This window comes from Isoptericola sp. NPDC057191, from assembly GCF_042670225.1.
GTDB lineage: Bacteria > Actinomycetota > Actinomycetes > Actinomycetales > Cellulomonadaceae > Isoptericola.
The window spans coordinates 1-24,837 of sequence record NZ_JBHUWC010000038.1; the positions used below are offsets into that span (position 1 = coordinate 1).

The window sequence follows — 24,837 nt, forward strand, 5'->3', positions numbered from 1 at the left end:
CCACAACACCCTGTCAGGCGGCTTGGCTGAGCTCCTCGTCGCACTTGCGCGTCACGACGAGCACCGGGCAGGCGGAGTGGTGCAGCACCGCCTGGCTGGTGGAGCCGAGCAGCAGGCCGCGGAAGCCGCCGCGGCCCCGGGAGCCGACGACGACGAGGTCGGCTCCGGTGGAGAACTCCGTGAGGAGCTCCGCGCCGGTGCCGTCGAGCACGTGCCGCTTGATCGTGACGCCCGGGTTGGCGGCCTCGGCGCGGTCGACCATGACGTCCAGGCCGGCCTTCACGTCGGCGAGCACGGTCTCGTGGTCGATCTGCGACGGGAGCCACGCCAGGATGCCCGCACCCCCGCCGAGGGGGACACCGGCGACCGCCACGAGCTCCGCGTCCCAGGCCTTCGCCTGCGCGACGGCGTGCTTCAGCGCGACCTCGGCCGAGGGCGAGCCGTCGACCCCCACCACGATGCGCCGGACCTCGCGCACGACGTCGCCGTCGCGGCGTTCGGTCACCTCCGTCCCGCCGTCCGAGCCCCGGTACGGCACGACGACGGTCGGGCAGTGGGCGTGCGCGGGCAGCGCCGACGAGACGGTGCCGAGGAGCCGCTCCGTGAAGCCGCCCTTGCCGCGCGTGCCCACCACGGCGAGCGCGTGCTCTCGGGACATCTCGACGAGCACCCCCGCCGCGTCGCCCGTCGCGACCGTGCCCTGCACGGGCACCCCGGCGGCGGCCACGCGTTCCTCCGCCTCGGCCAGGACCGCCTTGGCTCCCTCCTGGATCGCGGTGTCGTCCAGCGCTGCGTACCCGCCGTCGAGCGACGCCGCGGTGAACGACGGCAGCGAGTAGGAACAGACCACGTGCAGCCCCCACCCCACGCGCCGCGCGTACGCGGCGGCCCAGTCGAGAGCGTGCAGGCTCGCTGCAGACCCGTCGACACCTACCAGGACGACCTCAGGCCGTGTCATCTTGCGCCTCCTGTCCGCTGGCGAGGAGCCCGCCCTCGTCGTCGAGTGCGTCTGGTTCAAGAGTAGCGAAAGGCAGCCGCAAGGCACAGCAAAGCGCCCCGGTACCGAGGTACCGGGGCGCCGCTGCGGTGCGTCAGGCCTGGACGCGCAGGAACACCGGGCTGGACTGCCAGATGTCGCGGATGCGCGTGTCCCAGCCGTCGGGACGCGAGGCGTCGATCTGCTGACCGCCGCCGATGTAGATCGCGATGTGACCCGGGGACCAGATGAGGTCGCCCGGCTGCGCCTCGGACGCGGAGACGACCGAGACGTTCGACGCGTAGCGGATGGCGCTGGACTGGTGCGGAAGGCTGACACCGACCTGCGCGTACACGTAGCTGACGAGGCCCGAGCAGTCGAACCCGGACGGCGTCGAGCCGCCCACGACGTACGGGGTGCCGATGTAGCGGTGAGCGATCGAGACGACCTGGGCGCCGACCGAAGAGCTCGACGGCGCCACGGCCTCGGTCGGGACCTCCGTGCGCTCCGTGCTGCGCGAGACGGTCTCCGTGCGGGTCTCGACGACGGGCGCCGGCTCCGGCTCGGGCTCGGGCTCGGGGGCCGGGGTGATCTTCGCGGACGAGATGGCCTTCTTGCTGAGCGTCTCGACGTCGACCTTCGCCTTGGCCTGGACGGTGACGACCGGCGCCGCCTCCAGGGCCTCGCGCGCCTGGTCGCTCAGGGCGCCGAGGTCGACCGTGCTGAGCTTCTTCGAGGCGTCGTGGTCGACCGGGGCCGCCTGCGCGGCACCCGCGCTGGCGAAGGTCGAGACGAGCAGGCCGCCGGCGGCGGCGACGACGGCGGCGCGGCGACCCGTGGTCGTCGAGCTGACGCTCTGGACCAGGCCACCGAGCGGACGGCGCGCGGCACGGTGCCGGGCGCGCGTGGTACGTGCGTTCACGTGTTCCCTCTCCTGTCGCCTACGAGGTCAGCTGTCGGGTTCGGGTGGGAGAAACACCCGGCCGCGTGGACAAGGTCCGTGCGACTTCACCCCAAGGACACCGTGTTCCGATGCCCGAAATTGGGTCCCCCGCCCCTGCCAGGAGGTTGCGGTACTCGACCGGCGGCAGGGCTCGGCGTTCCGGTCGAGAATCGGCGGACGACCGCCGACTGGGTGACACCGTAGCGGACCGGGACGGCAATGTCACGTTTCGATCACAAGGCCTCGGAGCGGGGTCCGGAGACCCGCGTCGGCGCAGGTCGAACCGGTTCCCCGAGACATGACGACGCCCCGTCACGCGAGGCGTGACGGGGCGTCGTCGTGACGTGTCGGACGGACTCAGCCGACGCGGATGAAGGTGGGGTTCGACTGCCAGATCGCGCGGTACTTCACGACGTCGCCCGGCTTCGGGGCGTCGATCTGCATGCCGTCGCCGGCGTAGATCGCGACGTGGCCCGGCGTCCAGATGAGGTCGCCCGGCTGCGCGGCCGAGGCGGAGACGACGGTGCCCGCGTAGCGCTGCGCGGAGGAGGTGCGCGGGAGGTTGATGCCGACCTGGGCGTAGACGTACTGGGTCAGGCCCGAGCAGTCGAAGCCGGACGGGCTGCTGCCGCCCGAGACGTACGGGACGCCCAGGTAGCGCATCGCGATGGAGACCACGGCCGAACCGTTGGCCGACGCCGGGGCGGCGGTCTCGACGGCCGTGCGCTCCTCGGAGCGGGAGACGGTGTCGGTCGAGCGGGCGGAGTCGTCCGTCGTGGTCGCGACCTGCTCGACGACGGGCTCGGGCTCCGGCTCGGGCGCCGGCGTGATCTCGGCGCCGGCCGCGATCTTCGCGGTGACCTTCTCGACGTCGACCTTCGCCTTGGCGTCGACGGTGACGACCGGCGCGGCCTCGAGGGCCTGGCGTGCCTGGTCGGTCAGGGCGCCGAGGTCGACGGTGCTGAGCTTCTGGGCGGCGTCGGTGTCGACCGGGGCGGCCTGCGCGGCACCCGCGCTGGCGAAGGTCGAGACCAGGAGGCCACCGGCGGCGGCGACCACGGCCGCGCGGCGACCGGCGGCACCGGTCGGGGCGATGGCGATCGGACGACGGGCGGCGCGGTGCCGGCCGTTGCTCGTGCGTGCGGTCACGTGTCTACCTCTCCTGTCGCCTGCGAGGTCAGCTGTCGGGTTCGGGTGGGAGAAACACCCGGCCGTCCGCGCCCGTCACCAGGCCCGTCCGGCTTCACCCCAAGGACGTCGTCACCGACGCCCGAAGTGGGTCCCCCGCTCCTGCCGTGCGGATGTCCGTGGAGCTCGCCCGGTGGCAGGATTCGGCGTCCGGTCGAGCGCTCCCCGGATGAGCACCGGCGAGCGACCCCGACCGTACCGGAAGACCCCGGGCGATGTCACGCTGCGGTCACGATCTGGCGCACCGACCGCGCGCGGGCGTCCCGGCGCTGGTCAGCGGCTCGCGACGAAGAGGTGGCGCGCCAGCTCCTCCGGCAGGTCCAGCACGACGCCGGACCCCTCGACCTCGACCGTGACCTCGTCGCCGGACGCCCGGGCCGTGATCTGCGCCCCGGGCACGATCCCCGACTCGGCGAGCCGTGCCAGCAGCTCGATGTCCACCTGGAGCGGCTCGGCGATGCGCTGGAGGACCAGCTCCTTGTCCCCGCCGTCGCCACCACCGGCCAGCCGCGCGGCGGCGAGCACGGTGGGCAGCGACTGCACGCCCTCGAGGAACGGGACGTCCTGGTACTGCTCGCCGAGCTCCGACAGCCCCGGGATCGGGTTGCCGTACGGGTCGGCGTGCGGGTGGTCGAGCAGGGTGACGAGCCGCTTCTCCACGAGGTCGCTCATCACGTGCTCCCAGCGGCACGCCTCGGTGTGCACGTGCTCCCAGTCGAGCTTGATCACGTCGGTGAGCAGCCGTTCCGCGAGGCGGTGCTTGCGCATCACGCGGGTCGCCTTGGCCTGCCCGGCGTCGGTGAGCTCGAGGTGCCGGTCGCCCGTCACGACGACGAGCCCGTCCCGTTCCATCCGCGCGACCGTCTGCGACACGGTGGGGCCGGAGTGCCCCAGGCGCTCCGCGATCCGGGCGCGGAGCGGCGGGATGCCCTCCTCACCGAGCTCGTAGATCGTCTTGAGGTACATCTCCGTCGTGTCGATCAGGTCGGTCACGTCCACTCCCGTCTTTCGGCGCGGCCTAGTCTATTCGCACGCGTGGACGCAGGCGGGGTCGCGCGGCGCCGTCGCGCGCACCCCCGGCGCCATCCTGCCCTGCCCCACCGACGACCGCTCCCCTGCCCGGAACCGGAGACACCATGCCCGCCGCGCCGACCGTGCCGAACCAGCCGACCCTCGTCATCCCGCCCTCGCTCCTGCCGGGCGACGGACGGTTCGGCTCCGGCCCGTCCAAGGTCCGCGCCGCGCAGGTCGCCGCCCTGGCCGCGGCCGGCGACCCGGCCGCCCCCGTGCTGGGGACGTCCCACCGGCAGGCCCCCGTCAAGGACCTGGTGCGCCGGGTGCGGCAGGGCCTCGGGGAGCTGTTCGCGCTCCCGGACGGGTACGAGGTGGCGCTGGGCAACGGTGGCTCCTCCGCCTTCTGGGACGTCGCCGCCGCGTGCCTCGTCGAGCGGCGCGCGCAGCACGCCGTCTTCGGCGAGTTCGGCGGCAAGTTCGCCTCGGCCACGACACGGGCGCCCTTCCTGGCCGACCCCGACGTCGTGCAGGCCGAGCCCGGCACGGTGGCCCACCTGCGACGGACGGACGGCGTGGACGTCTACGCGACGCCGCACAACGAGACGTCGACGGGCGCGATGGCGCCGGTGCGCCAGGTGCAGGACGCGCGGGCCGACGGCGCGCTGCTGCTGGTGGACGCGACCTCGGGCGCGGGTGCGCTGCCGGTCGACCTCGCCGACACCGACGTCTACTACTTCGGCCCGCAGAAGGTGTTCGCGGCGGACGGCGGCCTCTGGCTGGCCGCCTGCTCCCCCGCCGCCGTCGAGCGGGCCGAGCGGGTCGAGGCGACGGCCGGGACCGGCACGGGCCGCTGGGTGCCGGAGTTCCTCTCCCTGACGACCGCCCTCGCGAACTCGCGCCTGGACCAGACCCTCAACACGCCTGCCGTCGCCACCCTCGTGCTCCTGGCGGACCAGGTCGAGTGGCTCCTCGAGCAGGGCGGTCTCGCCTGGTCGAGCGCGCGCTGCGCCGAGTCGGCCGGCGTCCTGTACGACTGGGCGGGCGCGCGCGAGTGGGCGTCGCCGTTCGTGGCCGACCCGGCCGAGCGTTCGACCGTCGTCGCCACGATCGACCTGGACGGCGCGATCGACGCGACGGCCGTCGTGCGCACGCTCCGCGAGAACGGTGTCGTCGACGTGTTCCCCTACCGCAAGCTCGGCCGCAACCAGCTGCGCGTGGGCGTCTTCCCCGCCGTCGAGCCGGACGACGTGCGCGCCCTCACGGCGTGCGTCGACCACGTGGTGGAGCACCTGGGCTGACCCGCCCGGGCTCCCGGCGACCCGCACCGGCCCACCCGAGGACCCTCCCGAGGAGGGCAGCATCGTCCCAGGTCAGGCGGCACGTTTCACCCATCAGATCACGGGCTGATAACGTGCCGCCTCGTCCTGTTCGGGCGAGGATGCCGGGAGGCCCCACATGCCGGAGATGCACCATTTCACCTACGGGATCGTCACCCCGGTGCTCGCGTACGTCGCGTCCTGCCTGGGCGCAGCCACGGGCCTGTCGGCCACGTCCCGCGCCCGGGCGGCGACCGACGCCAAGTCGCGCGCCGTCTGGCTCCTCGTCGGCTCCCTCGCCATCGGCGGCACGGGCGTCTGGGTGATGCACTTCATCGCCATGCTCGGCTTCACCGTGACGGACATGCCGATCAACTACGACGTGCCGCAGACGATCCTCAGCGCCCTCGTCGCCGTGGTCGTCGTCGCGATCGGGCTGTTCATCGTCGGCTTCGCCGGCGACCGCCCCCTGTGGCTGGTCTCCGGCGGCATCGTCGCGGGGCTCGGCGTCGCCGCGATGCACTACATGGGCATCGCCGCCATGCGCATGACGGGCCACAAGGAGTTCTCGCTGCCGGTGGTCGGGCTGTCCGTCCTCATCGCGATCGTCGCAGCCACCGCCGCCCTGTGGCTGGCGGTCAACGTGCGCGGCAGGAGCGCGACCCTCGGGGCCGCGCTCATCATGGGCGTCGCCGTCAGCGGCATGCACTACACGGGCATGGCCGCCCTGACCATCACGGGGACGCCGGGCGTCCCCACGAGCGGCACGACCGCCGTCGACCTGCTCGGGCCGCTCATCCTCGGGATCGCGGCCCTGACCGTCGCGCTCGTCTTCGTCGTCCTCATGTGGCCCACGGAGGAGGAGATGCGCGACCAGCAGGAGTTCGAGGCCCGCCTGCGCCGCCGCGACCAGGCCGCCGCCGACCGGGCCACCCGGCACGCCACGCGACGGGACACGCTCCCGCGCTGACCGCGCCTCCGACCGGGCCACCCACCAGGCAGCCGACCGCGCGGCACGCGGTCAGGCCGTGGTCGGGACCCGCTCGGCGTCCGCCCGGCTGAGCTCGCGGCGCACGCCGTCGCGGGTCGTGGCCCCCTGCAGCGCCTCGCGGTCGAGGTAGACCACCTCGAGGTGCGGGCGGGTGCGCACGCGGTAGCGGACGCGCAGGTGCCACCGGCGCACGGCCCACACCGTCGCGCCCGACGCCACCAGGAAGGTCGCGATCGAGCCGACGAGGATGGACCAGCGGGGACCCCACGCCTCGCCGATCCACCCGACGAGCGGCGACCCGATCGGCGTCGCGCCCTGGAAGATCATCACGTAGAGCGCGATGACGCGGCCGCGCATGGCGGGGTCGGTGGAGACCTGCAGCGCGCTGTTCGCCGCCGTCATCATCGTGAGCGACGCGAGCCCCACGGGGATGCACGCCACGACGAACGACGCGTAGGTCGGCATGAGCCCGAGCACGGCGGTCGAGAGCGCGAACGCGAACGCCGACCCGATGACGAGCCGCACGCGCGGGCGGTCCCGCCGCGCGGCGAGCAGCGCCCCCGCGAGCGAGCCGATCGCCAGCACCGAGCCGAGGATGCCGTACTCCCCCGCGCCTCGGCCGAACTCGACGCGCGCCATGAGCGCCGACGTCAGCTGGAAGTTCAGGCCGAACGTCGAGACGACGAACATCACGACCATGATCACCACGATGTCGGAGCGTCGGCGCACGTACGCCACGCCCTCGCGGATCTGGCCCTTGGCCCGACGGGGTGCGGGCTGCGGGCGCAGCTCGCGGACGCGCATCAGCGCGAGCGCCGCGATCGTGGCGCCGAAGGTGACGCCGTTGATGAGGAAGACCCAGCCGGCGCCGACGGCCGCGATGAGCAGGCCGGCCACGCCCGGGCCGATCAGCCGGGCGGCGTTGAACGACGCGCTGTTCAGCCCGACGGCGTTGGGCAGCTTGTCGGCGGGCACCATGTCGGCGACGAAGGTCTGGCGCGCAGGGTTGTCCAGCGCGGACACGACGCCGAGCAGGAGGGCGAACACGTAGACGTGCCACAGCTCGGCCCGGCCGGACAGCACGAGCACGCCGAGGCCGAGGGCGAGCACGCCCATGCCTCCCTGGGTGGCCATGAGGAGGCGTCGGCGCGGCAGCCGGTCGGCGAGCACGCCGGCCCACGGGGACAGCAGGAGGAACGGGAGGAACTGGAGCGCCGTGGTGAGGCCGACCGCGATCCCGGAGTTGTCGCTGAGGTCGGTGAGGACGATCCAGTCCTGCGCGATGCGCTGCATCCACGTGCCGACGTTGGCGACGAGGGCGGCGGCGAACCAGATGCGGTAGTTCGTGTACTTGAGGGACGAGAAGGTGGCACTCATCAGGCAGGCCCCCCGACGGTCGCGTCGCTCGCGGGGGCCACGGATCTCCTTACTCCTGGGTCGGGTAGTCGACCTGGGCAACAGGGTATCGAATCGTTCTATTCCCTGCTCGGCGGTGACTCGCGCCACGCGTCCTGCGCCCCGCACCCTTCCCGGGTCGCGGCCGGCTACCGGACGGTGGCGGGGAGGATGTCGAGGTCGTCGGCGTGCTCGTCCACGTACGCCGCCGCCCGGTCCCTCGCGACGGCCTTCATCAGCGGGTCGAACCGCTCGCGGTCGAGCACGACGATCGACTGGCCGTCCGCGCTGCGCCCGGTGCCCGAGCTCGGCGCGGTGAGGAAGGTGACGTCGTGGGTGCTCAGCCCCCGGGCGCTCAGGAAGAGCTCGCGCATGCGGTCGACGGTGAAGCCGTCGTCCGCCGCGACCGACCTGCTCACCGTGGTCAGGAACGACGTCATCGTGCCGACGTCGTTCCGGTGGTTGTTGACCTTCGCGAGGATGGCGCGCATCCAGTTCTGCTGGCGCTGCACGCGGCCGAGGTCGCCGTTCACGAGGCCGTGCCGCTGGCGGGTGTACGCGAGCGCCTCCTCGCCGGTCATGGTGTGGACGCCCTCGCTGAAGAACACCTGGTCCCCGTCGCCGATGTCCTCCGGCACGCGGATGCGCACGCCACCGAGGGCGTCGGTCATCGCGGTGAACGAGTCGAAGTCCGTGACCAGGAAGTGGTCGACCGGCACACCAGTGAGGTCCTGCACGGTCTGGATCAGCAACGAGGGGCCGCCGTAGGAGAACGCCGCGTTGATCTTGGCCTGGCCGTGGCCGGGGACGCTCACCCACGAGTCGCGCGGGACGGAGATCACCTGCGCGCTCTCCCGGTCGGCGGGCAGGTGCACCAGCATGATCGCGTCGGTGCGCTGCGCGCCAGCCTTCCACTGCGACGGGTCGCCCGCGGAGATGCGGCTGTCCGAGCCGAGCACGAGAAGGTTGACGGCCTCGGTCTCCGCCGCCACGTCCTCGCGGACGGGTCCGTCCTCGATCGCCGCGAACGGGTCGCCCAGCCGCTCGATGTTGGAGTCGAGCCGGTGCTGGAACCACCAGGCCGCCCCGAGGCTGCCGGCGGCCAGGAGCAGCACCAGCGCCCCGAGGACGGCGAGCGCGCGTCGGGTGCCGCGGGCCCCGGCGCGCCCGTGACGACGCGAGGAGGGGTCCGTCGAGGCGGGCGAGGGGTCGACGGGCGCTCTGCTCACAGTGGGGGATCCTAGGATCCGGGCGAACGACCGTGGGTGCCGTTTTGTGCCGGTTCCGGCCGAGGCGCCTGCCCCGTGCACCGCATGGCCCGCGGTGCGACGGCGACACGAGGAGGCAGGACGATGCGCGGCACCACGGCGACGCCGTCGCAGCGCCCCCGGATGTTGCTCGTCACGCACCACTACCCGCCCGAGCACGGCGCGCCGCAACGCCGCTGGGACACCCTGACGCCGCGGCTCCTCGCCGCCGGGGTCGACGTCGCCGTCCTCGCCCCGCCCCCGCACCACCCGACCGGGCGGCTGCAGGACGACCAGGACGCGTACCGGCCCGGCGCGGTCTCCCGCGGCCGGCACGGCGAGCTGGTGGTCCGCACCAGGTTCCGGCCCCACGGCGCCGACCTGGTCTCCCGCACCCTCGACCAGACGGTGGCGGCGGCGAGCGCCGTCGCGCTCGGGGTGCGGCACCTGCGGCGACCCGCCGAGCGGCCCGACGTCGTGGTCGGCACGGTGCCCGGCATCCCGTCGATGGTCGCGGCGTGGCTGCTGGCCCGGCTGTTCCGCGCCCGGCTCGTCATCGAGATGCGCGACGCCTGGCCCGACCTCATCGAGCCCAGCGGCGTCCTGGACACCCACCGACCCCTGCCCGCCCGGCTGCTGGCGGGCGTGCGCGCCCTCGTGCACCGCGCGGTGACACGCCTGCAGGCCCGCGCCGACGCCGTCGTCACGACGACCGAGGCGTTCTCCGAGGTCCTCCGCGAACGGGGTGTGCCCCGCGTGGCCGTGGTGCGCAACGGCACCTCCTTCCGGCCGCTGACCGCGGACGACGTGCCCGTCCCCGGCGACGCGAGCCTGCCGCCGGACCGCCCGCTGCGTGCCGTCTACGCCGGCACCGTGGGTCGTGCGCAGGACCTGCAGTCGGTGGTGCGGGCCGCCGCGCGGGTCGCGCGGCGCGGGCTCCCGCTCGACGTCCGGATCCTCGGCACCGGGGCGCGGCTGCCGTTCCTGGCGGAGCTCGCGGCCGAGCTCGACGCACCGGTGACCTTCGTCGGCGCAGTGCCACCGGACGACGTGCGCCGCTACTACGCCTGGGCGGACACCGTCGTCGTGTCGTTGCGCGACTGGAAGCCGCTGGAGTGGACCGTCCCGTCCAAGCTGTACGAGGTGATGGCCTCCGGCGCGTACGCGACGGCGTGCGTCGCGGGCGAGGCGGCGGCGCTGGTGCGGCGGTCCGGCGCGGGGACGGTCGTGGCGCCCGGTGACGTGGACGGGCTCACCGCCCTGTGGTCGGGCTGGGCGGCGACCGGCCAGGTGCCCGGCGCGGACCCGGGCGCCGCGCGGTGGGTGGCGCGCAACGCCGACGACGACGCGCTGGCCCAGCGGTACGTGGAGCTGCTGCGCGAGCTCACCCCCACGACGGCGGGCACCCGTTGAGCCGGCTGCGCGCGCTGGCCCGCGACGCCCGGCTGGCCGCGTCGTTCGTCGGTGGCGCGCTGGCCACCGACCCGGCGTGGCTGGTGCTGCAGGGCGCACGCCGCACGTCCCCGCGCGTGGGCGCCGTCGTCGTGCCCTGGGTGGAACGCGTCCTGGGCGACGGGACCTCGGGCGAGGCGGGGCGGCTGCGTGCCGCGTGGCAGGCCGGGGACGTCGCCGCCGTGCGCGGGGCCGCCCCGTCCACGCGTGCGGGGCGTCGGGTGCGGGCGGCGCTCCTCGGTCAGGTCGCGCTGCTGGAGGCGGTCACCCCGCCGCGACCTGCTCGCGGCCCCGAGCCCACGCCCGTCGCGCCGGTGCGGCCGTCCGCGCCCCCGGCCGTGCACCACCACCTCACCAACTCGCTGCCGCACACGCAGAGCGGGTACACGCTGCGCACCCATGCCGTCCTCACGGCGCAGCGTGCCGCGGGGCACCACGTCACCGCGACCACGCGGGCGGGCTACCCGCTGACGGTCGGCGCGCTGGGCGCGCACGGCACGGACGTCGTGGACGGCGTCCCGTACGGCCGTCTGGTGCCCCGCACGCTGCCCTCGGACCACGGGCGACGGGCGCGCGACGGCGTCGAGCTGCTGGTGCGTGCGCTCGAGACCGCGCAGCCCGCCGTCGTGCACGCGACGACGCCCTGGACGACCGGCGAGGCCGCGCGCGCTGCCGCGGCACGCCTCGGCCTGCCCTGGGTGTACGAGGTGCGCGGCCTGCCCGAGGAGACCTGGGCCGCGTCGCACCCCACGCCCGAGGCGCGCGAGCGAGCCGCCTCCTCGGAGCGGTTCGCGCTGCTGCGCGCCAAGGAGACGGCGCTGGCGCTCGCCGCCGACCAGGTCGTCACCCTGTCCGCCACGATGCGCGACGAGCTCGTGGCCCGCGGCGTCCCCGCGGCGCGCGTCACCGTGGTGCCGAACGCCGTGGACGCCGCCCTGCTCGGCCCCGCGCCCGCGCCGGCGCAGGCCCGCGCCGTGCTCGGGCTCCGGACCGCGCCGTTCGTCGTCGGGGCCGTGACCAGCGTCGTGGGCTACGAGGGCCTGGACACCGTGCTGCGCACCGTCGCGCTGCTGCGCTCGCGCGGCGTCGACGTGGCGGCGCTCGTCGTGGGCGACGGCGTCGACCGGCCGCGGCTGCTACGCCTCGCCGCCGAGCTCGGGCTGGGCGAGCACGCCCTGCTGCCGGGCCGCGTGCCCCGCGACGTCGCCCGCACCTACCTCGCCGCGCTCGACGCCGTCCTCGTGCCCCGGCGTCCCGACCGCGTCACCCGCCTCGTGACCCCGCTCAAGCCGGTCGAGGCGATGGCGCTCGGCCGGCCCGTCGTCGCCAGCGACCTGCCCGCCCTCGCGGAGGTGCTCTCGCCGCTCGAGCCGGCGGGACCCGGCGGCGGTTCCCCCGCGGGCGTCCTCGTCGACCCGGGCGACGTGGCCGCGTGGGGGGACGCCGTCGGCCGGGTGCTGACCGACGACACGCACCGTGCCGCCCTCGTCGACGCGGGGCGGCAGGTCGCCGCCGGGCGGACGTGGGAGCGGGTCGTGCGCCGGTATGCCGACGTCTACGCCGCCCTCGCGGTCGCCCGCGGCTGAGCGGGGCCCGACGGCGCGGAGCGTCAGCGGCGCCCCAGGGCGCGGTACTGCCAGCCCGCCTCCGTCCAGGCGGTGCGGCTCAGCGCGTTGCGCCCGTCGAGCACGGTGCGCTGCGCGACGAGCGTGCCCACCCGCTCCGGGTCGAGGTCGCGGTACTGCTTCCACTCGGTGAGGACGAGCAGCGCGTCGGCGCCGGCGAGGGCCGCCTCCAGGTCCCGCTCGTAGCGCAGGCCGGGCTGCTTGGCGCGGGCGTTGTCGATGGCCTGCGGGTCGTGCACGGTGACGACCGCGCCCAGCTCGGCCAGGCGGGCCGCGACGTCGAGGGCGGGCGAGTCGCGCACGTCGTCGCTGTCCGGCTTGAAGGCGGCGCCCAGCACCGTGACCTCGGCACTCTCGACCATCCCGCCGAGGACCTCCACGGCGAGGTCGACCATGCGCGCCCGCCGCCGGGTGTTGATCGCGTCCACCTCGCCGAGGAACGCCACGGCGTCGCCCGCGCCGAGCTCGTCGGCGCGGGCCCGGAAGGCCCGGATGTCCTTGGGCAGGCAGCCCCCGCCGAAGCCGAGACCGGCGTTGAGGAAGCGGCGTCCGATGCGGGCGTCGTACCCGATCGCGTCGGCGAGCCGCGCCACGTCACCGCCCGCGACCTCGCACAGCTCGGCCATCGCGTTGATGAACGAGATCTTCGTGGCGAGGAACGAGTTGGCCGCGACCTTGACCAGCTCGGCCGTCGGGTAGTCGGTGACGATGCGCGGCACGCCGTCGGCCAGCAGCGCGGCGTAGACGTCGTCCAGCGCGGCCGCCGCGCGCTCCCCGGCCGCGCCGTCGGCGACGCCGTAGACGAGCCGGTCGGGGCGCAGCGTGTCCTGCACGGCGAACCCCTCGCGGAGGAACTCCGGGTTCCACGCGAGCACGGCGTCCGGTCGTGCGGCCGCCACCTGGTCCGCGAGGCGCTGCGCCGTCCCCACCGGGACGGTGGACTTCCCGACGACGACGGCACCGGGCGCGAGGTGCGCCAGCAGGTCGGTGAAGGCGGCGTCGACGGCGGTGAGGTCGGCCGCCGGGCCGTCGCGGCGCTGCGGCGTCCCGACGCACACGAAGTGCACGTGCGCACCCGCCGCGTCGGCCAGGTCCGCGGACACGGTGAGCCGGCCCGTCTCCGTGACCTCGGTCAGCAGGTCGTCGAGCCCGGGCTCGAAGAACGGAGCCTTGCCCGCGGCGAGCGCGTCCACCCGGTCGACGTCGACGTCGACACCCACGACCTCGTGCCCCAGCTTCGCCATGCTCGCGGCGTGAACGGCGCCCAAGTACCCCAGTCCGACAACCGATATTTTCATATTCCATCCTCTCTTTCAGAGCGACAGATGCCAACGCGTCATAGTGCTCTTATGCACCCTAGGATGCGGGGCGATGGCGCACGAGGCTGAATATTCGAAGGGCGCGACGCGCGCCGATGACCTGGACGAAGAAAGCTCCGCACCGCTCAGGTCCACCGTGGAGGTCGTGTCGACGGAACGACTCTTCCCGGTCGGTGCTCGACCACCCGTGGCGGCGTACGTCGCAGAGCTCTGGGACCGGCGGCACTTTCTGTGGGCAGAGGCGCGGGCGAAGGTCGCCAGCGGCACCCGAGAGACCCTGCTCGGGCAGGCGTGGCTGATCGTCAACCCCATTCTCAACGGGCTCGCTTTCTATGTGATCTTCGGGGTGGTGCTCGAAGCCCGGGCCGGCATCGAGAACTTCGTCGGGTACCTCATCATCGGCGTCTTCCTCTTCCAGTTCACGACGACGTGCGTCACCGGTGCGGCACGTTCCGTCGCCGGCGGGCGCAACCTCGTCCGTGCCTTCAGCTTTCCGCGCGCGGCACTCCCCGTCTCGGTGGTCCTGAGGGGCGTCCTCACGCTGGTCCCGACCCTCGCGGCCATGTTCCTCCTGCTGCTGGTGCTGCCCGAGGCCGAGGACTGGTCCCCGGCAGCCGCGCTGTTCCCCGCGGTCCTGGTGCTCCAGGTCGTCTTCGTGACCGGCCTGTCGCTGCTCCTGGCCCGCGTCGCCGCGGCCCTGCCCGACCTCAACCAGCTCATCGGCGTCCTCATGCGGTTCTGGCTCTACGGGTCCGCCGTGTTCTTCTCGATCGACCGGTTCGAGAGCTACCCGCAGGTCGTCGGGGTCATGCAGGCCAACCCCATGTTCCTGGTGATCGACGCGGCACGCGACACCCTCCTGTACGGCGTCGTCCCGGGGCTGTCGACCTGGCTCGGGCTGGGCGCCTGGGCCGTCGGGACCCTCGTCGTCGGCTTTCTCGTGTTCTGGCAGGCGGAGGACTCCTATGGCCGTGTCTGACCGCACCGTGTCTGACCGCACCGTGCCGGCCCGCCCCCTCTCCGGTCCTGCCGTGTCCGGGCGCGGCGGCACCGCTCTCGCTCCGGCCACGGTCGCCGTGCAGGACGTCAGCGTCTCCTACCGGGTGCCGTCCACGGACGTCGCCGAGCGCGCACGCCGCGCCCGTCCGGTCGTCCGGGCCGCGCGCGCCGTGCTGGGCAGCGAGCCCCAGGTGCGGGTCCGCGCCCTGTCGGGCGTCTCGCTCGTGGCCCGGTCGGGCGAGCAGATCGGCCTGGTCGGGGAGAACGGCTCCGGCAAGAGCACGCTGCTGCGCCTCATCGCGGGGCTGGAGAGCCCCGGCAAGGGTCGTGTCCTCGCCACGAGCACGCCGCTCCTCATCGGCGTGAGCGCCGCCCTCGTGCCCGACCTGTCCGGCGAGGAGAACATCCGCCTCGGCTGCCTCGCCATGGGGCTCACGCCCGCGCAGGCCGAGGCCGCCGTCCCCGAGGTCACGGAGCTCGCCGGCCTGGGCAGGTCGATCTACCTGCCGATGCGGTCGTACTCCTCCGGCATGGGCGCCCGGCTGCGCTTCGCGATCGCCACGGCGGCCGACCCGCACATCCTGCTCATCGACGAAGCGCTCGCGACCGGCGACGCGGCCTTCAAGGAACGGAGCGAGGCACGGATGCAACGGCTGCGCGACGGCGCCGGGACCGTGTTCCTGGTGTCCCACGCGGCCCAGACCATCGAGGAGACCTGCACACGGGCCCTCTGGCTGCATCACGGCCGGCTGGTGGCCGACGGCCCCGCGCAGGACGTGGCGCTGCGCTACCGCAGGTGGGCCTGGGCGAAGGCGAAGGACCGCCCTGAGGAGGCGAACAAGATCCTCGAGACCTCGTTCCAGGAACACACACAGACCATCGTCCGGGTGGACGAAGGAGGGCCGGCCCGTCGATCTCGGCCGGTCCCGTGGAGCCGCTGACGACGTCCCGTCGTCGCAGCGAGAGAAAGGCGTGACAGTGGCAAGCACCAGGCCCCGCATCATGACGGTCTACGGCACCCGCCCGGAAGCCATCAAGGTGGCCCCCGTCATCAAGGCCCTCGAGGCCAGCGAGGAGCTCGACTCCGTCACCGTGGTCACCGGCCAGCACCGCGAGATGCTGGACCAGGTCAACGAGATCTTCGAGATCACGCCCGACCACGACCTCGACATCTTCGAGCACGGCGCGTCCCTGTCGCAGATCGCGGCCCGCGTGCTCGAGCGCCTCGACCCGGTGCTGGCGGCGGAGCAGCCCGCGGCCGTCGTCGTCCAGGGCGACACCTCGACCTCGACGGCCGCCGCGCTCGCCGCGTTCCACCGCGGCATCCCGGTGGCGCACGTCGAGGCGGGGCTCCGCTCCGGAAACATCCTGTCGCCGTTCCCCGAGGAGGCGAACCGCAGGATCACCTCCCAGGTCGCCGCACTGCACCTCGCGCCGACCGCGACCAGCAAGGCCAACCTGCGCCACGAGTCGGTGCCGGGCGACGCCATCCTCGTCACCGGCAACACCGTCATCGATGCGCTGCTCATGACGGTGGACAAGAAGACGCCGTTCAGCGACCCCGCGCTGGAGGACCTCGCGGACTCCGGCAGCCGCATCCTCCTCGTCACCACGCACCGCCGGGAGAACTGGGGCGGCGCGATGGAAGGCGTGGGCCGGGCGCTGGCACGCCTCGCGACGGCGTTCCCCGAGGTCCACGTGGTGCTGCCCGCCCACCGCAACCCCGTGGTCCGTGACGCCGTGCTGCCGCAGCTCGAGGGGCTCGACAACGTCACCGTGACCGAACCCCTCGCCTACGGCGAGTTCACGCGCATGCTGGCGCTGTCCAGCGTGGTCCTCACGGACTCCGGCGGGGTCCAGGAGGAGGCGCCCAGCCTCGGCAAGCCCGTGCTCGTGATGCGGGAGAACACCGAGCGCCCCGAGGCCGTGGAGGCGGGCACCGTCAAGCTCATCGGCACCGACGAGCAGCGCATCGTCGACGAGGTCAGCACGCTCCTGCGCGACCAGGACGCCTACGAGGCGATGGCCCGCGCGACCAACCCGTACGGCGACGGGTCGAGCGCCGCACGTTCGGTCGAGGCCATCCAGCACCTCCTCCACGGGGGTCCTCGGCCCACGGACTGGCAGGGCGACGCGCCACGATGAGCAGGCATCGCGTCTTCGTCTACGGGTCGTGCGTCTCCCGGGACACGTTCGAGCACCTCGACCCCGACCGGTTCGAGCTGGTCCAGTACGTCGCGCGGCAGTCCGCCCTCAGCGCCTACACCCGCCCGGTCACCCTGGTCGACCCCCCTCGGCTCGACTCCCCCTTCCAGCAGCGGATGGTCTCGGGGGACTTCGCGTCCAGCCTGCAGACGCTGGTCCCCGAGGCGGCGCACCAGACCGACGTCGTGCTGGTCGACCTCGTCGACGAGCGCCTCGGCGCGTACGTGCTCCCCGACGGCTCCGTGGTCACCCGCTCCACCGAGCTCGTCGGCTCGGGAGCGGAGCACCACCTCCCGGCCGGCTCCCAGCACCTGCCGTTCGGCAGCGAGCAGCACTACCAGTACTGGGTGCAGGGCATCGCCGCGGTCGGGGCGCTCGTCCGCCAGCACATGCCGCACGCTGCGGTGCTGCTCCTCGACGTGCCCTGGGCCGAGCGGTCCGAGGCCGGGGCGGCCACCCCGAGCAGCTACGGCACGGAAGCGCGGGAGGCGAACGCGCTGTTCGGCCGCTACACGGCCGCGGCCGCGCAGGCGCTGGACGCGACGCGGGTCGCGCTCGACCCGGAGGACGTGGTGTCGAGCCCGGCGCACCCGTGGGGCGACGCGCCGTTCCACTACGCCGCAGGCGTCTACCGCAGGCTCGCCGACCTCGTCGTCGGTGCGGTCGGCACGCGCCAGGTGCTCTCCTCGGAGCGGGACCGCCGGTCCCCGGCGACGGGGAGGCTGGCCGACGGCCCGAACTTCCTGATCCTCGGCGCCCACCGCTCCGGCACGGCGTGGTTGCAGGAGCGCCTGAACGACCATGACGACGTCTTCGTCGCGCCGTCGACCGCGGCCACGGTCCTCACCAGCGCCGAGAAGATCGCCGACCCGGCCGAACGTCGTGCCTACGCCAGGGTCTTCGACGGCGCGGCGAAAGCCCGCCTGCGCGGGCAGCGTTCGCACCTCTTCTTCTGGCCGGTGGCCGACGGCCCCTTCGGCAGGGGCCGGGACGACAGCGCGGCGATCGCCCGGGACCATCTGCCGGAGGACACCCGGTACCTGCTCTCCTTGCGCGACCCCGTCTCGCGCGCCATCTCTGCCTACTGGCAGTCGGTCGCGATGGGCGCCGTCCCGCCGACCACGAGCCTCTTCGCGGCGGGGAGCCTGCGCGGGATCCTCGGCGTCGGCTTCTACCGGCAGCTCCACCGGCACTGGGCCACGACCGTCGGGGAGGACCGCATCTCGGTGCTGCTCTACGACGACCTCGCATCCGACCCGGCGACCTACCTCGACGCGGCCTTCGACGCGCTCGGCCTGCCGGCGGCGGGGCGTCCGGCGCTCGACGCCGCCTCGTCCTCGCCGGTCAACCGGAACACCAGCGCGCGCCTGATGCGCAGCGCCGCCCCCTTCTCGCCCGCCGAGCTGCAGATCCTGGTCGAGCTCTACCGACCGGACATCGAGTACGTCGAGTCCTTGACGGGACGCGACCTGACCTCGTGGCGGGACGTCGACCACCTCGCCGAGATCAACCGCTGACCTCGGCCTGGAACCCTGCCGATCCCAGGAGCCTGCGCTCCGCGGACTCCCACAGCGAACCCAGCCGCTCCGACTCACCCGGGGACATGAGCTTCCGGTTGCCGTAGTAGAACGTGCCCGGGTAGAGCGTGATCTCGCCCAGGTAGACCCCGCCCGTCGCGAGCAGGAGATCGATGCGCGCGAACGGCGACGGGACCGCGACGGAGATCCGGCGCGCCACCGACAGGAGCTCCTCCGCGCGCTCGGGGACGACGGCGTCGACGATCTCCTCCATGTGCGCCACCCCGGCGTGCACCCCGTACTTGGACCGCACGTCGCGCAGCGGCGAGAAGTCGGAGCCGAAGTACATGGCCCGGGTCACCTCGTGCATGTGGTCCTCTTTGAGGATCAGGCCGATCTCGCCTTGGAACGCGTAGAACCTGACGTCCTGGGGAGGGATCTCACCGTCGGGCGACACCAGCAGCTCTTCCACCAGGAACTCGGCCGTGTCGTGCGCCTTCGTGAAGTGGTCCGCGACCTTCTTCTGGACGTCGACGACGTCCTCGGGCGCGAGGACTGCGCCGGTCGTCAGGTCGACGAACCCGTCGGCCGCCCGCTCCAGGAGCAGCACCCCCATGCTCGTCGACCCGAACACCGGCTTGAGGACGAACCGGGTGGGCAGGGACGACAGGTCGTCCGGCAGGCCCACGCCGGTGCGTCGCTCGACGATCGTCGCGGAGCGCACCCCGATCAGCGTCGCGAGCTCCCGTCCCACCAGCTTGTCCCCGAGCCGGCCCGGGACGCAGCGCTCCTTGCCCTCGATGCGACGCCTCATCCGTGCCAGGTAGTCCATGGTTCTCCTTCCTCAGACGTGGACGGGGTCGGAGCCGCTCCCACAGACCCGCCGCACCGCCGCCACCAGCTCGGTGATGCTGCCCACCGGGACGAGCTCGCCCCCGCAGATGTCGTGCTCGCCCAGCGGACCCACCTCGTAGCCCACCGTGGGGAGCCCGCACGCGGCAGACTCCACGAGCGCATAGCCGAAGGACTCGGCGAGCGACGTCGAGATGAACGCGCCCCCGTGCCGCGCCGCCCATCGATAGAGGTTGGCCATCTCGGCCTGGGAGAAGTTCGAGTGGAACCGGAGGCGGTCGAGCACACCGAGGTCACCAGCGATCCCGAGGTACCGCTCGATCCGGTCCGGGCCGTCCTCCAGGCTGAGGACCACCTCCCCCGTGAACTCCTCGGGAAGCTGCGCCAGCATCCGGGCGAAGTCGTTCGGGTTCTTGCCCTTGTCCAGCCGGCCCACCCAGACCAGGGGGCGGGACGCGGACCGGAGCGGACGCTCCGCGACCGTCCGGCCGCGCTGGAAGGTCGACAGGTCCACGAGGTTCGGGACGACCTCGATCGTGGCGTCCACCCCCGCGGACTGCATGGCGCTCCGCACCAGCCCGGCCGCGAAGTTGCTGGGGACCCGCACCCGCTCCGGGAAGGTGAGCGCCAGCTCCCCGACCTCGCGGGAGATCGTCGGCAGGTCCGACGTGTGGAACTCGTAGACGAGCGCGTCGCGGAGGTCGGTCGCCGCGATCGCCTCCGCCATCTTGGGCATCGACGTCACCGAGATCTCGTTCACGTCGTACAGCCCCGCGCCGTAGAGCACCGAGTTGATCAGGCGGCCCTTCTCGATGACGCGGACGTCCACGTGCGGGATGTTCGCGAACGACGGACGGCCGCCGGAGTCCTTCGAGAAGTAGAGCAGGTGGCGGGTCTCCGGCTCCGCCAGCGCGCGGTTGCGGAGCACCGTCGCCATGCCCCCGAGCGAGCAGTTCGTGTAGACGGAGATCGTCACGGACGCGTCAGAACCCGACATGCTGCCTCATCTCCTCTGCCCTGGCAGACCACCGCACCGATGCCAGGTAGCGCTCCGTGCTCTGGACGTCCTCCTCGTCGACCTGGTGCGCCAGGGCGACCCGCAGCGTCTCCGCGAGCTCGTCGCTCCGCCGGTAGACGAAGGTGAGCGGAGACTCCGTGACCGACCCCATCTCCACGGACACGACCCGCAGGCCGAACGCCAGGTACTCGTAGAGCTTGTTCGGGTCGACGGCCGTGGTGAGGGGCGACGGACGGAACGGGATCATGCCCACCGTCCAGCCCGCGGCGACGGCGCGGCACTCGTCGTGCGTCCTCGGTCCCAGCGCGGCGACGTTCTCCGGCAGCCGCAGGCCGTCGGGGATGCCGTGCCCCACGATCTCGAACCGCACGTCGGGCATGGCGACCGCCGCGTCGACGACGCTCTCCCAGTCGAACCAGCTCGGCGTGAGATGGCCGATGTACCCGACGACCACCGGGTCCCGCGGTCTCCCCGTGACGGAGTCCAGCGTCCGCAGGTGGGCGGTCGACCGGAGCAGGTCGTCCGTCACCCCGTTGGGCACGACGATCGCGTCGGTCCTGCCGGAGATGGCGTTCATCTTCTCGGCGAGGCGAGGGCTGACGGTCACGACGTCGTCCGCGGCGCGGGCGACCCGCGACTCGAGCATCGGCCGGAACCACTTCGAGTACCCGACCCGGTTGAACTCCTCCATCTCGTCGCGCACCTCGTACACGGTGCGCCACCGGCGCGCCTTCGCGGTGTCGATGGCGAGCACCGTCCGCACGTCGGGGTAGGACGAACAGATGAAGACCGTGCTCGGGCCCGTGCGGTGGGCCAGCGCCGTGAAGAGGGCCGAGAGCTGCTTGCCCTCGACCTGGAGGATGCGGGGGTCCGGCTGCTCGGGATAGTCGCCGAGACTTCCGAACGGCATGAAGATCACGTGATGGCCCGCCGCCGCGTACTCGCGGGCGAGCCGGTTGGGGCGCAGGGACAGCGTCTCGTGACCGACGGGCGGCGCGGTGGAGTAGATGATGACGACGGTGTCGTCGACCGCCAGGCCCGAGAGCGCGTCCTCCAGGCTGTGGTCCGTGGCGGACGACGGCGCCCGCCTGACCTCGAGCTCCGTGACGTGGTTCGCCACCCCCTTGCGCCACTGGTGGCCGCGGATGGTGATCATGCGGGCCCGGGGCGGCGCCTGGAGCGACACCTCCAGCGTGGCCAGCGGCTGCTCGCCGTCCGGGAGGTAGATGTACGGTCCGAACCTGGGGTTGACGGGAAGGTCCCCCGCGGGCGCCACGACCTCGCGGTGCTCGTCGCGGAACTCGATGGTGAAGAGTGCCGCACGGTCCACGTCGTGGTCCCGGAAGGCGCCGATCCGCAGGTCGACCTGGTCGCCGGGACCCACCAGGTAGTGGGCCAGGACGTCGGCCACGGGGGTCATGCCGGCTCCTGGCGAGGATGCCGCCCCGGTCTCGTCCGTCGCGTCCGTCTGCGCCGTCGTGCCGGGTCGTGCGCCCGCCGCGTGCCGGCGCAGCGGAGCACGGCGGTCGCTGCTCCTGGAGATCAACGGGAGACTCCCCGGGTGTCGATGACCGTGCCGTCCACGGCTGCCCCGCCAGCAGCGCTCGCCTTGAACTGCTGGTGGTCCACCAGGACCACGACGACGTCGGCGGCCGCCGTCGCGTCCGCGTACTCGACCATCCCCACGTTGTGGCGCTGGGCGAGGTCGCCCGGCAGCGCGTCGATGTGGGGCTCGACGACCAGCACGTCCGCCTGCGGCAGGCGGTCCGCGAGATCGGTGACGATGCGGCGCGCGGGCGACTCGCGCAGGTCGTCGATGTCCGCCTTGAACGCGAGGCCGAGGGCCGCGATCGTCGGCGACTCGATCCCCTCGGTGGCCGCGACGACCTGGTCGACGACCCACTGCGGCTTGCTGTCGTTGACGTAGCGTGCGGTGCGGATGAGCCGGGCCTGCTCGGGGTCGGCGTCGACGATGAACCACGGGTCGACGGCGATGCAGTGGCCGCCGACCCCGGGGCCCGGCTCCAGGATGTTGACGCGCGGGTGGTGGTTCGCGAGGCGGATGAGCTCCCACACGTCGATGTCGAGCTTGTCGGCGATGAGGGACAGCTCGTTCGCGAACGCGATGTTCACGTCGCGGAAGGCGTTCTCGACCAGCTTGGCCATCTCCGCGGTCACCGCGTCCGTGAGCAGGATCTCGCCCCGGCAGAAGACGGCGTAGAGGTCCTTGGCGCGCTGGCCGGCCTCGGGCGTCAGACCCCCGACGATGCGGTCGTTGGTGACCAGCTCGATCATCACGCGGCCGGGCAGCACGCGCTCCGGACAGTGCGCCACGTGGATCGTCGGGCGTCCCTGGGAGCCGTCGAGGCTGAGGTCGGGGCGGGCCTCGAGCACCCAGTCCGCCATCTTCCGGGTCGCGCCGGGGGGCGACGTCGACTCGAGGATGAGGAGCTCGCCGCCCCGGAGCACGGGAGCCACGGCCCTGGCCGCCGCCTCGACGTACGACAGGTCGGGCTCGTAGTCGCCCTGGAAGGGTGTCGGGACGGCGACGATGAAGGCGTCCGCGGGCTCGGGGGTGTCCGTGGCCCGCAGGTTTCCTCGTCGCACGGCCGCGGCGACGTAGGTGGCGAGGTCAGGTTCGACGAACGGGACGTCACCGCGGTTGATCGCCTCGACGGTGGACTCCTTGACGTCCACGCCGATCACCTTGATCTCCTGGGACGCCAGGATCGCGGCCGTCGGGAGGCCGATATAGCCCAGACCGATCACGCCGACCGTGTTGATCTCCATAGCTCTTTCCTCGTCATACGAAGACGTGCCGGTCGGCGCGCCCGTAGCAGATCACGTCGCTCGCCGCGAGCAGCTCGGAATCGGCCACGGTCCACGTGTGCCCGCCCATGGCGGACCGCACCTGGATAAAGTTGAACCTGTCCGCGGAATAGATCCGCACACCGGCCTCGACGGCCTGGCGCAAGAACTCGGTGTCCTCACCCCGAGCCAATTCTCCGAACCGCACGGCGGCCATTACCTCTCGACGCGCGACGATCGTAGGACCCATCACCCGGTCAGAATGCCGGTGTTGCAGATCCTGCAAGCGCAGCAATGTCACGTCACGTTCTTGGAGATAGAGGTAGTGCGCCTGCTTGCCCACCACCTCGGCACCGCTGTACGACATCGCGTACAGCTGGTCGGAGAGGTAGTGCGGGCCGTACAGGTCGTCGTCGTCCATCTTGGCGACGACGTCCCCGTCCGCGGCGTCCACCAGCCGGTTCAGGCAGGTGCCCAACGGCACGCCCGCGTCGGTGTGCAGGAGCACGAGGTCCTCGACGCCGGCCCGCGCCGCCCGCGCGCGCACGTCGGCCTCGTCCACCTCGAAGCCGTGCGTGAGCAGGGCGAGCTGCACCTGGACCTCGGCCTGCGCGCCCACGGTGCGCAGCACGTCGTCGAGTCGGTGCGGCCGGTTCGTGGACACGAGCGCCGTGACCGACGGTCGCGGCACCGTCGCCGCGTCCGCCAGCCCGACGTCGTGCAGCACCCGCTGCACCCGTGCGCCGTAGGTGTGCTCGCGCCAGATGCGCCGCTGCCCGAGGTGCACCGCGCGGTCCCGCAGCTCCCGTGAGCGCACCAGGGCACGGACGGTGTCCGCGGCCTCGGCCCGGGTGGTGACGGTGAAGACCTCGTCCGGGGCGAAGAGCTCGCCGGCCGCGGCGCCGGGTGCCGTGACGACCGGGGTGCCGCACGCGGTGAGCTCGAAGACCCGGCGCGGGCACATGCTCGGCGAGCCCACCACCGAGCTCACGTTGAGGAACACCTTGTAGTCGCGGTACGCCGTGAGCATCTGCGGGTAGTCGAGCGAGCCGACGACGCGCGACGCGTACGGCTCCGGGAACTCGTACCGGTCGTCCTGCCCGCGGAACCGCGAGAAGATCTCGAGCCCGGTCGTGAGGCGCGGCGATGCGTCCAGCGCGCCGCCCAGCAGCATCTCCGCCTGCGCCCGGCGCTCGGGGTACTTGTGCGCGAACCACGTGCCCGCGAACGCGACGTCGCGCCGCGGCCCGGCGCCGTGCGTCCGGACCGGGTTGTGGATCGCCGGCTGCGCGGCGAACTCGAGCACCCCGACGCGGTCGTGCCCCAGCCGCTCGCGGTACGCGCCGACGCGGCCGACGTCGGTCGTGTAGACGTGGTCGAACAGAGCGGCCGTGGGGAGGAAGTCCTCGAAGTGGGCCGGGTCCTCCTTGTTCCAGAAGACCGTGGGAACGCCGCGCTCCCGGGCGGCGTCGAGCAGCTCGACGACCGCGGGCCGTGGCGCGGACGGGCCGGTGAGGTGGTACCGCCACGCGCCGCCGTTCCCGTGCCAGGCGGACTCCACGAACACCAGGTCCAGGCCGTCGAGCTGCGCGCGCCAGGACGCGGGGTCGAGCGGCACCTGCTCCCACTCGTACCCGAGCGCCAGACGCGAGAACTCGTCGAGCACGACGCCCACCCGCAGCGGCCGCCCCGGTCCGTGACGGGGCAGCGGCCAGGGGTCGTACGTCAGGCCGTCCCGGCTCGGGCGGGCCGCGGCGGACGTCCGGTCGCCGGCGGCGCGCCGCCGGCGCACGTACCGGCGCAGCTGCGCCGGCCCCCCGCGCCGCAGGTGCCACGCGGCCGTCCGCACGGCCGCCAGCGACCACCGGGGGGCGCGAGCGGGTATGCGGGCCGTCCTCGTTCGGGGTCACCGCACGACGACCTGGCGAGGTCTGCGCCGAGGCCGAGCGGTCGCTCCGACCTCGGCGCCGGC

The 24,837-nt window shown here is 73.2% G+C and carries 20 protein-coding genes and 2 riboswitches; of the genes, 8 read left to right on the forward strand and 12 right to left on the reverse strand.

Annotation, left to right across the window (positions count from 1 at the left end):
• Nucleotides 1-13 precede the first annotated feature (13 nt).
• The 4 genes from ACFT55_RS07650 to ACFT55_RS07665 all read right to left on the reverse strand — a co-directional run bounded on the left by ACFT55_RS07650 (nucleotide 14) and on the right by ACFT55_RS07665 (nucleotide 4,100).
• Nucleotides 14-958 (reverse strand): universal stress protein, encoded by a 945-nt coding sequence (locus ACFT55_RS07650; RefSeq protein WP_380243220.1) that lies wholly within the window; start codon nucleotides 956-958, stop codon nucleotides 14-16.
• Between the two features lie 133 nt (nucleotides 959-1,091).
• Complete coding sequence (locus ACFT55_RS07655) at nucleotides 1,092-1,898, reverse strand: C40 family peptidase (RefSeq protein ID WP_380243221.1); 807 nt, start codon at nucleotides 1,896-1,898, stop codon at nucleotides 1,092-1,094.
• Nucleotides 1,899-2,086, reverse strand: a riboswitch (cyclic di-AMP (ydaO/yuaA leader). It abuts the gene before it with no gap.
• 190 nt (nucleotides 2,087-2,276) lie between these two features.
• On the reverse strand, nucleotides 2,277-3,068 hold the full coding sequence (locus tag ACFT55_RS07660) for a C40 family peptidase (protein WP_380243222.1): 792 nt from the start codon (nucleotides 3,066-3,068) through the stop codon (nucleotides 2,277-2,279).
• A gap of 3 nt (nucleotides 3,069-3,071) precedes the next feature.
• A riboswitch (cyclic di-AMP (ydaO/yuaA leader) is annotated at nucleotides 3,072-3,266 on the reverse strand.
• Nucleotides 3,267-3,380: 114 nt separating this feature from the next.
• Nucleotides 3,381-4,100 carry a metal-dependent transcriptional regulator gene (locus ACFT55_RS07665; RefSeq protein ID WP_380243223.1) on the reverse strand — a complete coding sequence of 240 codons (720 nt, stop codon included), beginning with the start codon at nucleotides 4,098-4,100 and terminating at the stop codon, nucleotides 3,381-3,383.
• A 143-nt stretch (nucleotides 4,101-4,243) separates the two neighbouring features.
• Here ACFT55_RS07665 and serC point away from each other — a divergent pair, with 143 nt between their 5' ends.
• Nucleotides 4,244-5,419, forward strand: coding sequence for a phosphoserine transaminase (gene serC, locus ACFT55_RS07670; protein ID WP_380243224.1), 1,176 nt, complete (start codon nucleotides 4,244-4,246; stop codon nucleotides 5,417-5,419).
• A 157-nt stretch (nucleotides 5,420-5,576) separates the two neighbouring features.
• Nucleotides 5,577-6,407: an MHYT domain-containing protein gene (locus ACFT55_RS07675; protein WP_380243225.1), complete on the forward strand. Its 831-nt coding sequence runs from the start codon at nucleotides 5,577-5,579 to the stop codon at nucleotides 6,405-6,407.
• Between the two features lie 51 nt (nucleotides 6,408-6,458).
• On the opposite strand, the gene ACFT55_RS07680 is transcribed toward ACFT55_RS07675, so the two are convergent.
• The gene (locus ACFT55_RS07680) at nucleotides 6,459-7,805 is read right to left on the reverse strand and encodes an MFS transporter (RefSeq protein ID WP_380243226.1); all 1,347 of its coding nucleotides are present in this window, start codon (nucleotides 7,803-7,805) and stop codon (nucleotides 6,459-6,461) included.
• A gap of 167 nt (nucleotides 7,806-7,972) precedes the next feature.
• On the reverse strand, nucleotides 7,973-9,052 hold the full coding sequence (locus tag ACFT55_RS07685) for an LCP family protein (RefSeq protein ID WP_380243227.1): 1,080 nt from the start codon (nucleotides 9,050-9,052) through the stop codon (nucleotides 7,973-7,975).
• A 123-nt stretch (nucleotides 9,053-9,175) separates the two neighbouring features.
• Here ACFT55_RS07685 and ACFT55_RS07690 point away from each other — a divergent pair, with 123 nt between their 5' ends.
• Nucleotides 9,176-10,483 (forward strand): glycosyltransferase family 4 protein, encoded by a 1,308-nt coding sequence (locus ACFT55_RS07690; RefSeq protein ID WP_380243228.1) that lies wholly within the window; start codon nucleotides 9,176-9,178, stop codon nucleotides 10,481-10,483.
• Nucleotides 10,480-12,108 carry a glycosyltransferase gene (locus ACFT55_RS07695; RefSeq protein ID WP_380243229.1) on the forward strand — a complete coding sequence of 543 codons (1,629 nt, stop codon included), beginning with the start codon at nucleotides 10,480-10,482 and terminating at the stop codon, nucleotides 12,106-12,108. The genes ACFT55_RS07690 and ACFT55_RS07695 overlap by 4 nt, the downstream gene beginning before the upstream one ends.
• 23 nt (nucleotides 12,109-12,131) lie before the next feature.
• Here ACFT55_RS07695 and ACFT55_RS07700 read toward each other — a convergent pair whose 3' ends face one another.
• Entirely contained in the window at nucleotides 12,132-13,445 is a 1,314-nt protein-coding gene (locus ACFT55_RS07700; protein WP_380243230.1) for a UDP-glucose dehydrogenase family protein, read from the reverse strand.
• Nucleotides 13,446-13,611: 166 nt separating this feature from the next.
• On the opposite strand from ACFT55_RS07700, the gene ACFT55_RS07705 reads away from it, so the two are divergent.
• From ACFT55_RS07705 to ACFT55_RS07720, 4 genes are all read left to right on the forward strand, one after another.
• Nucleotides 13,612-14,445 (forward strand): ABC transporter permease, encoded by an 834-nt coding sequence (locus ACFT55_RS07705; protein WP_380243231.1) that lies wholly within the window; start codon nucleotides 13,612-13,614, stop codon nucleotides 14,443-14,445.
• 7 nt (nucleotides 14,446-14,452) lie between these two features.
• Entirely contained in the window at nucleotides 14,453-15,406 is a 954-nt protein-coding gene (locus tag ACFT55_RS07710) for an ABC transporter ATP-binding protein (protein ID WP_380243232.1), read from the forward strand.
• Between the two features lie 61 nt (nucleotides 15,407-15,467).
• Nucleotides 15,468-16,610, forward strand: coding sequence for a non-hydrolyzing UDP-N-acetylglucosamine 2-epimerase (gene wecB, locus ACFT55_RS07715; protein ID WP_380243239.1), 1,143 nt, complete (start codon nucleotides 15,468-15,470; stop codon nucleotides 16,608-16,610).
• The gene (locus ACFT55_RS07720; protein WP_380243233.1) at nucleotides 16,607-18,187 is read left to right on the forward strand and encodes a DUF6270 domain-containing protein; all 1,581 of its coding nucleotides are present in this window, start codon (nucleotides 16,607-16,609) and stop codon (nucleotides 18,185-18,187) included. The genes wecB and ACFT55_RS07720 overlap by 4 nt, the downstream gene beginning before the upstream one ends.
• Here ACFT55_RS07720 and ACFT55_RS07725 read toward each other — a convergent pair.
• The 5 genes from ACFT55_RS07725 to ACFT55_RS07745 form a co-directional block, all read right to left on the reverse strand.
• Entirely contained in the window at nucleotides 18,177-19,019 is an 843-nt protein-coding gene (locus tag ACFT55_RS07725; protein WP_380243234.1) for an ATP-grasp fold amidoligase family protein, read from the reverse strand. The genes ACFT55_RS07720 and ACFT55_RS07725 overlap by 11 nt on opposite strands.
• 12 nt (nucleotides 19,020-19,031) lie before the next feature.
• Nucleotides 19,032-20,036 carry a glycosyltransferase family 4 protein gene (locus ACFT55_RS07730; RefSeq protein WP_380243235.1) on the reverse strand — a complete coding sequence of 335 codons (1,005 nt, stop codon included), beginning with the start codon at nucleotides 20,034-20,036 and terminating at the stop codon, nucleotides 19,032-19,034.
• A complete protein-coding gene (locus ACFT55_RS07735; protein WP_380243236.1) occupies nucleotides 20,023-21,477 on the reverse strand; it encodes a glycosyltransferase in 1,455 nt (484 codons plus the stop codon). Before ACFT55_RS07735 ends, ACFT55_RS07730 begins: the two co-directional genes overlap by 14 nt.
• 122 nt (nucleotides 21,478-21,599) lie before the next feature.
• Nucleotides 21,600-22,847, reverse strand: coding sequence for a UDP-N-acetyl-D-mannosamine dehydrogenase (gene wecC, locus ACFT55_RS07740; RefSeq protein ID WP_380243237.1), 1,248 nt, complete (start codon nucleotides 22,845-22,847; stop codon nucleotides 21,600-21,602).
• A 13-nt stretch (nucleotides 22,848-22,860) separates the two neighbouring features.
• The gene (locus ACFT55_RS07745; protein ID WP_380243238.1) at nucleotides 22,861-24,714 is read right to left on the reverse strand and encodes a glycosyltransferase; all 1,854 of its coding nucleotides are present in this window, start codon (nucleotides 24,712-24,714) and stop codon (nucleotides 22,861-22,863) included.
• Nucleotides 24,715-24,837: the final 123 nt, after the last annotated feature.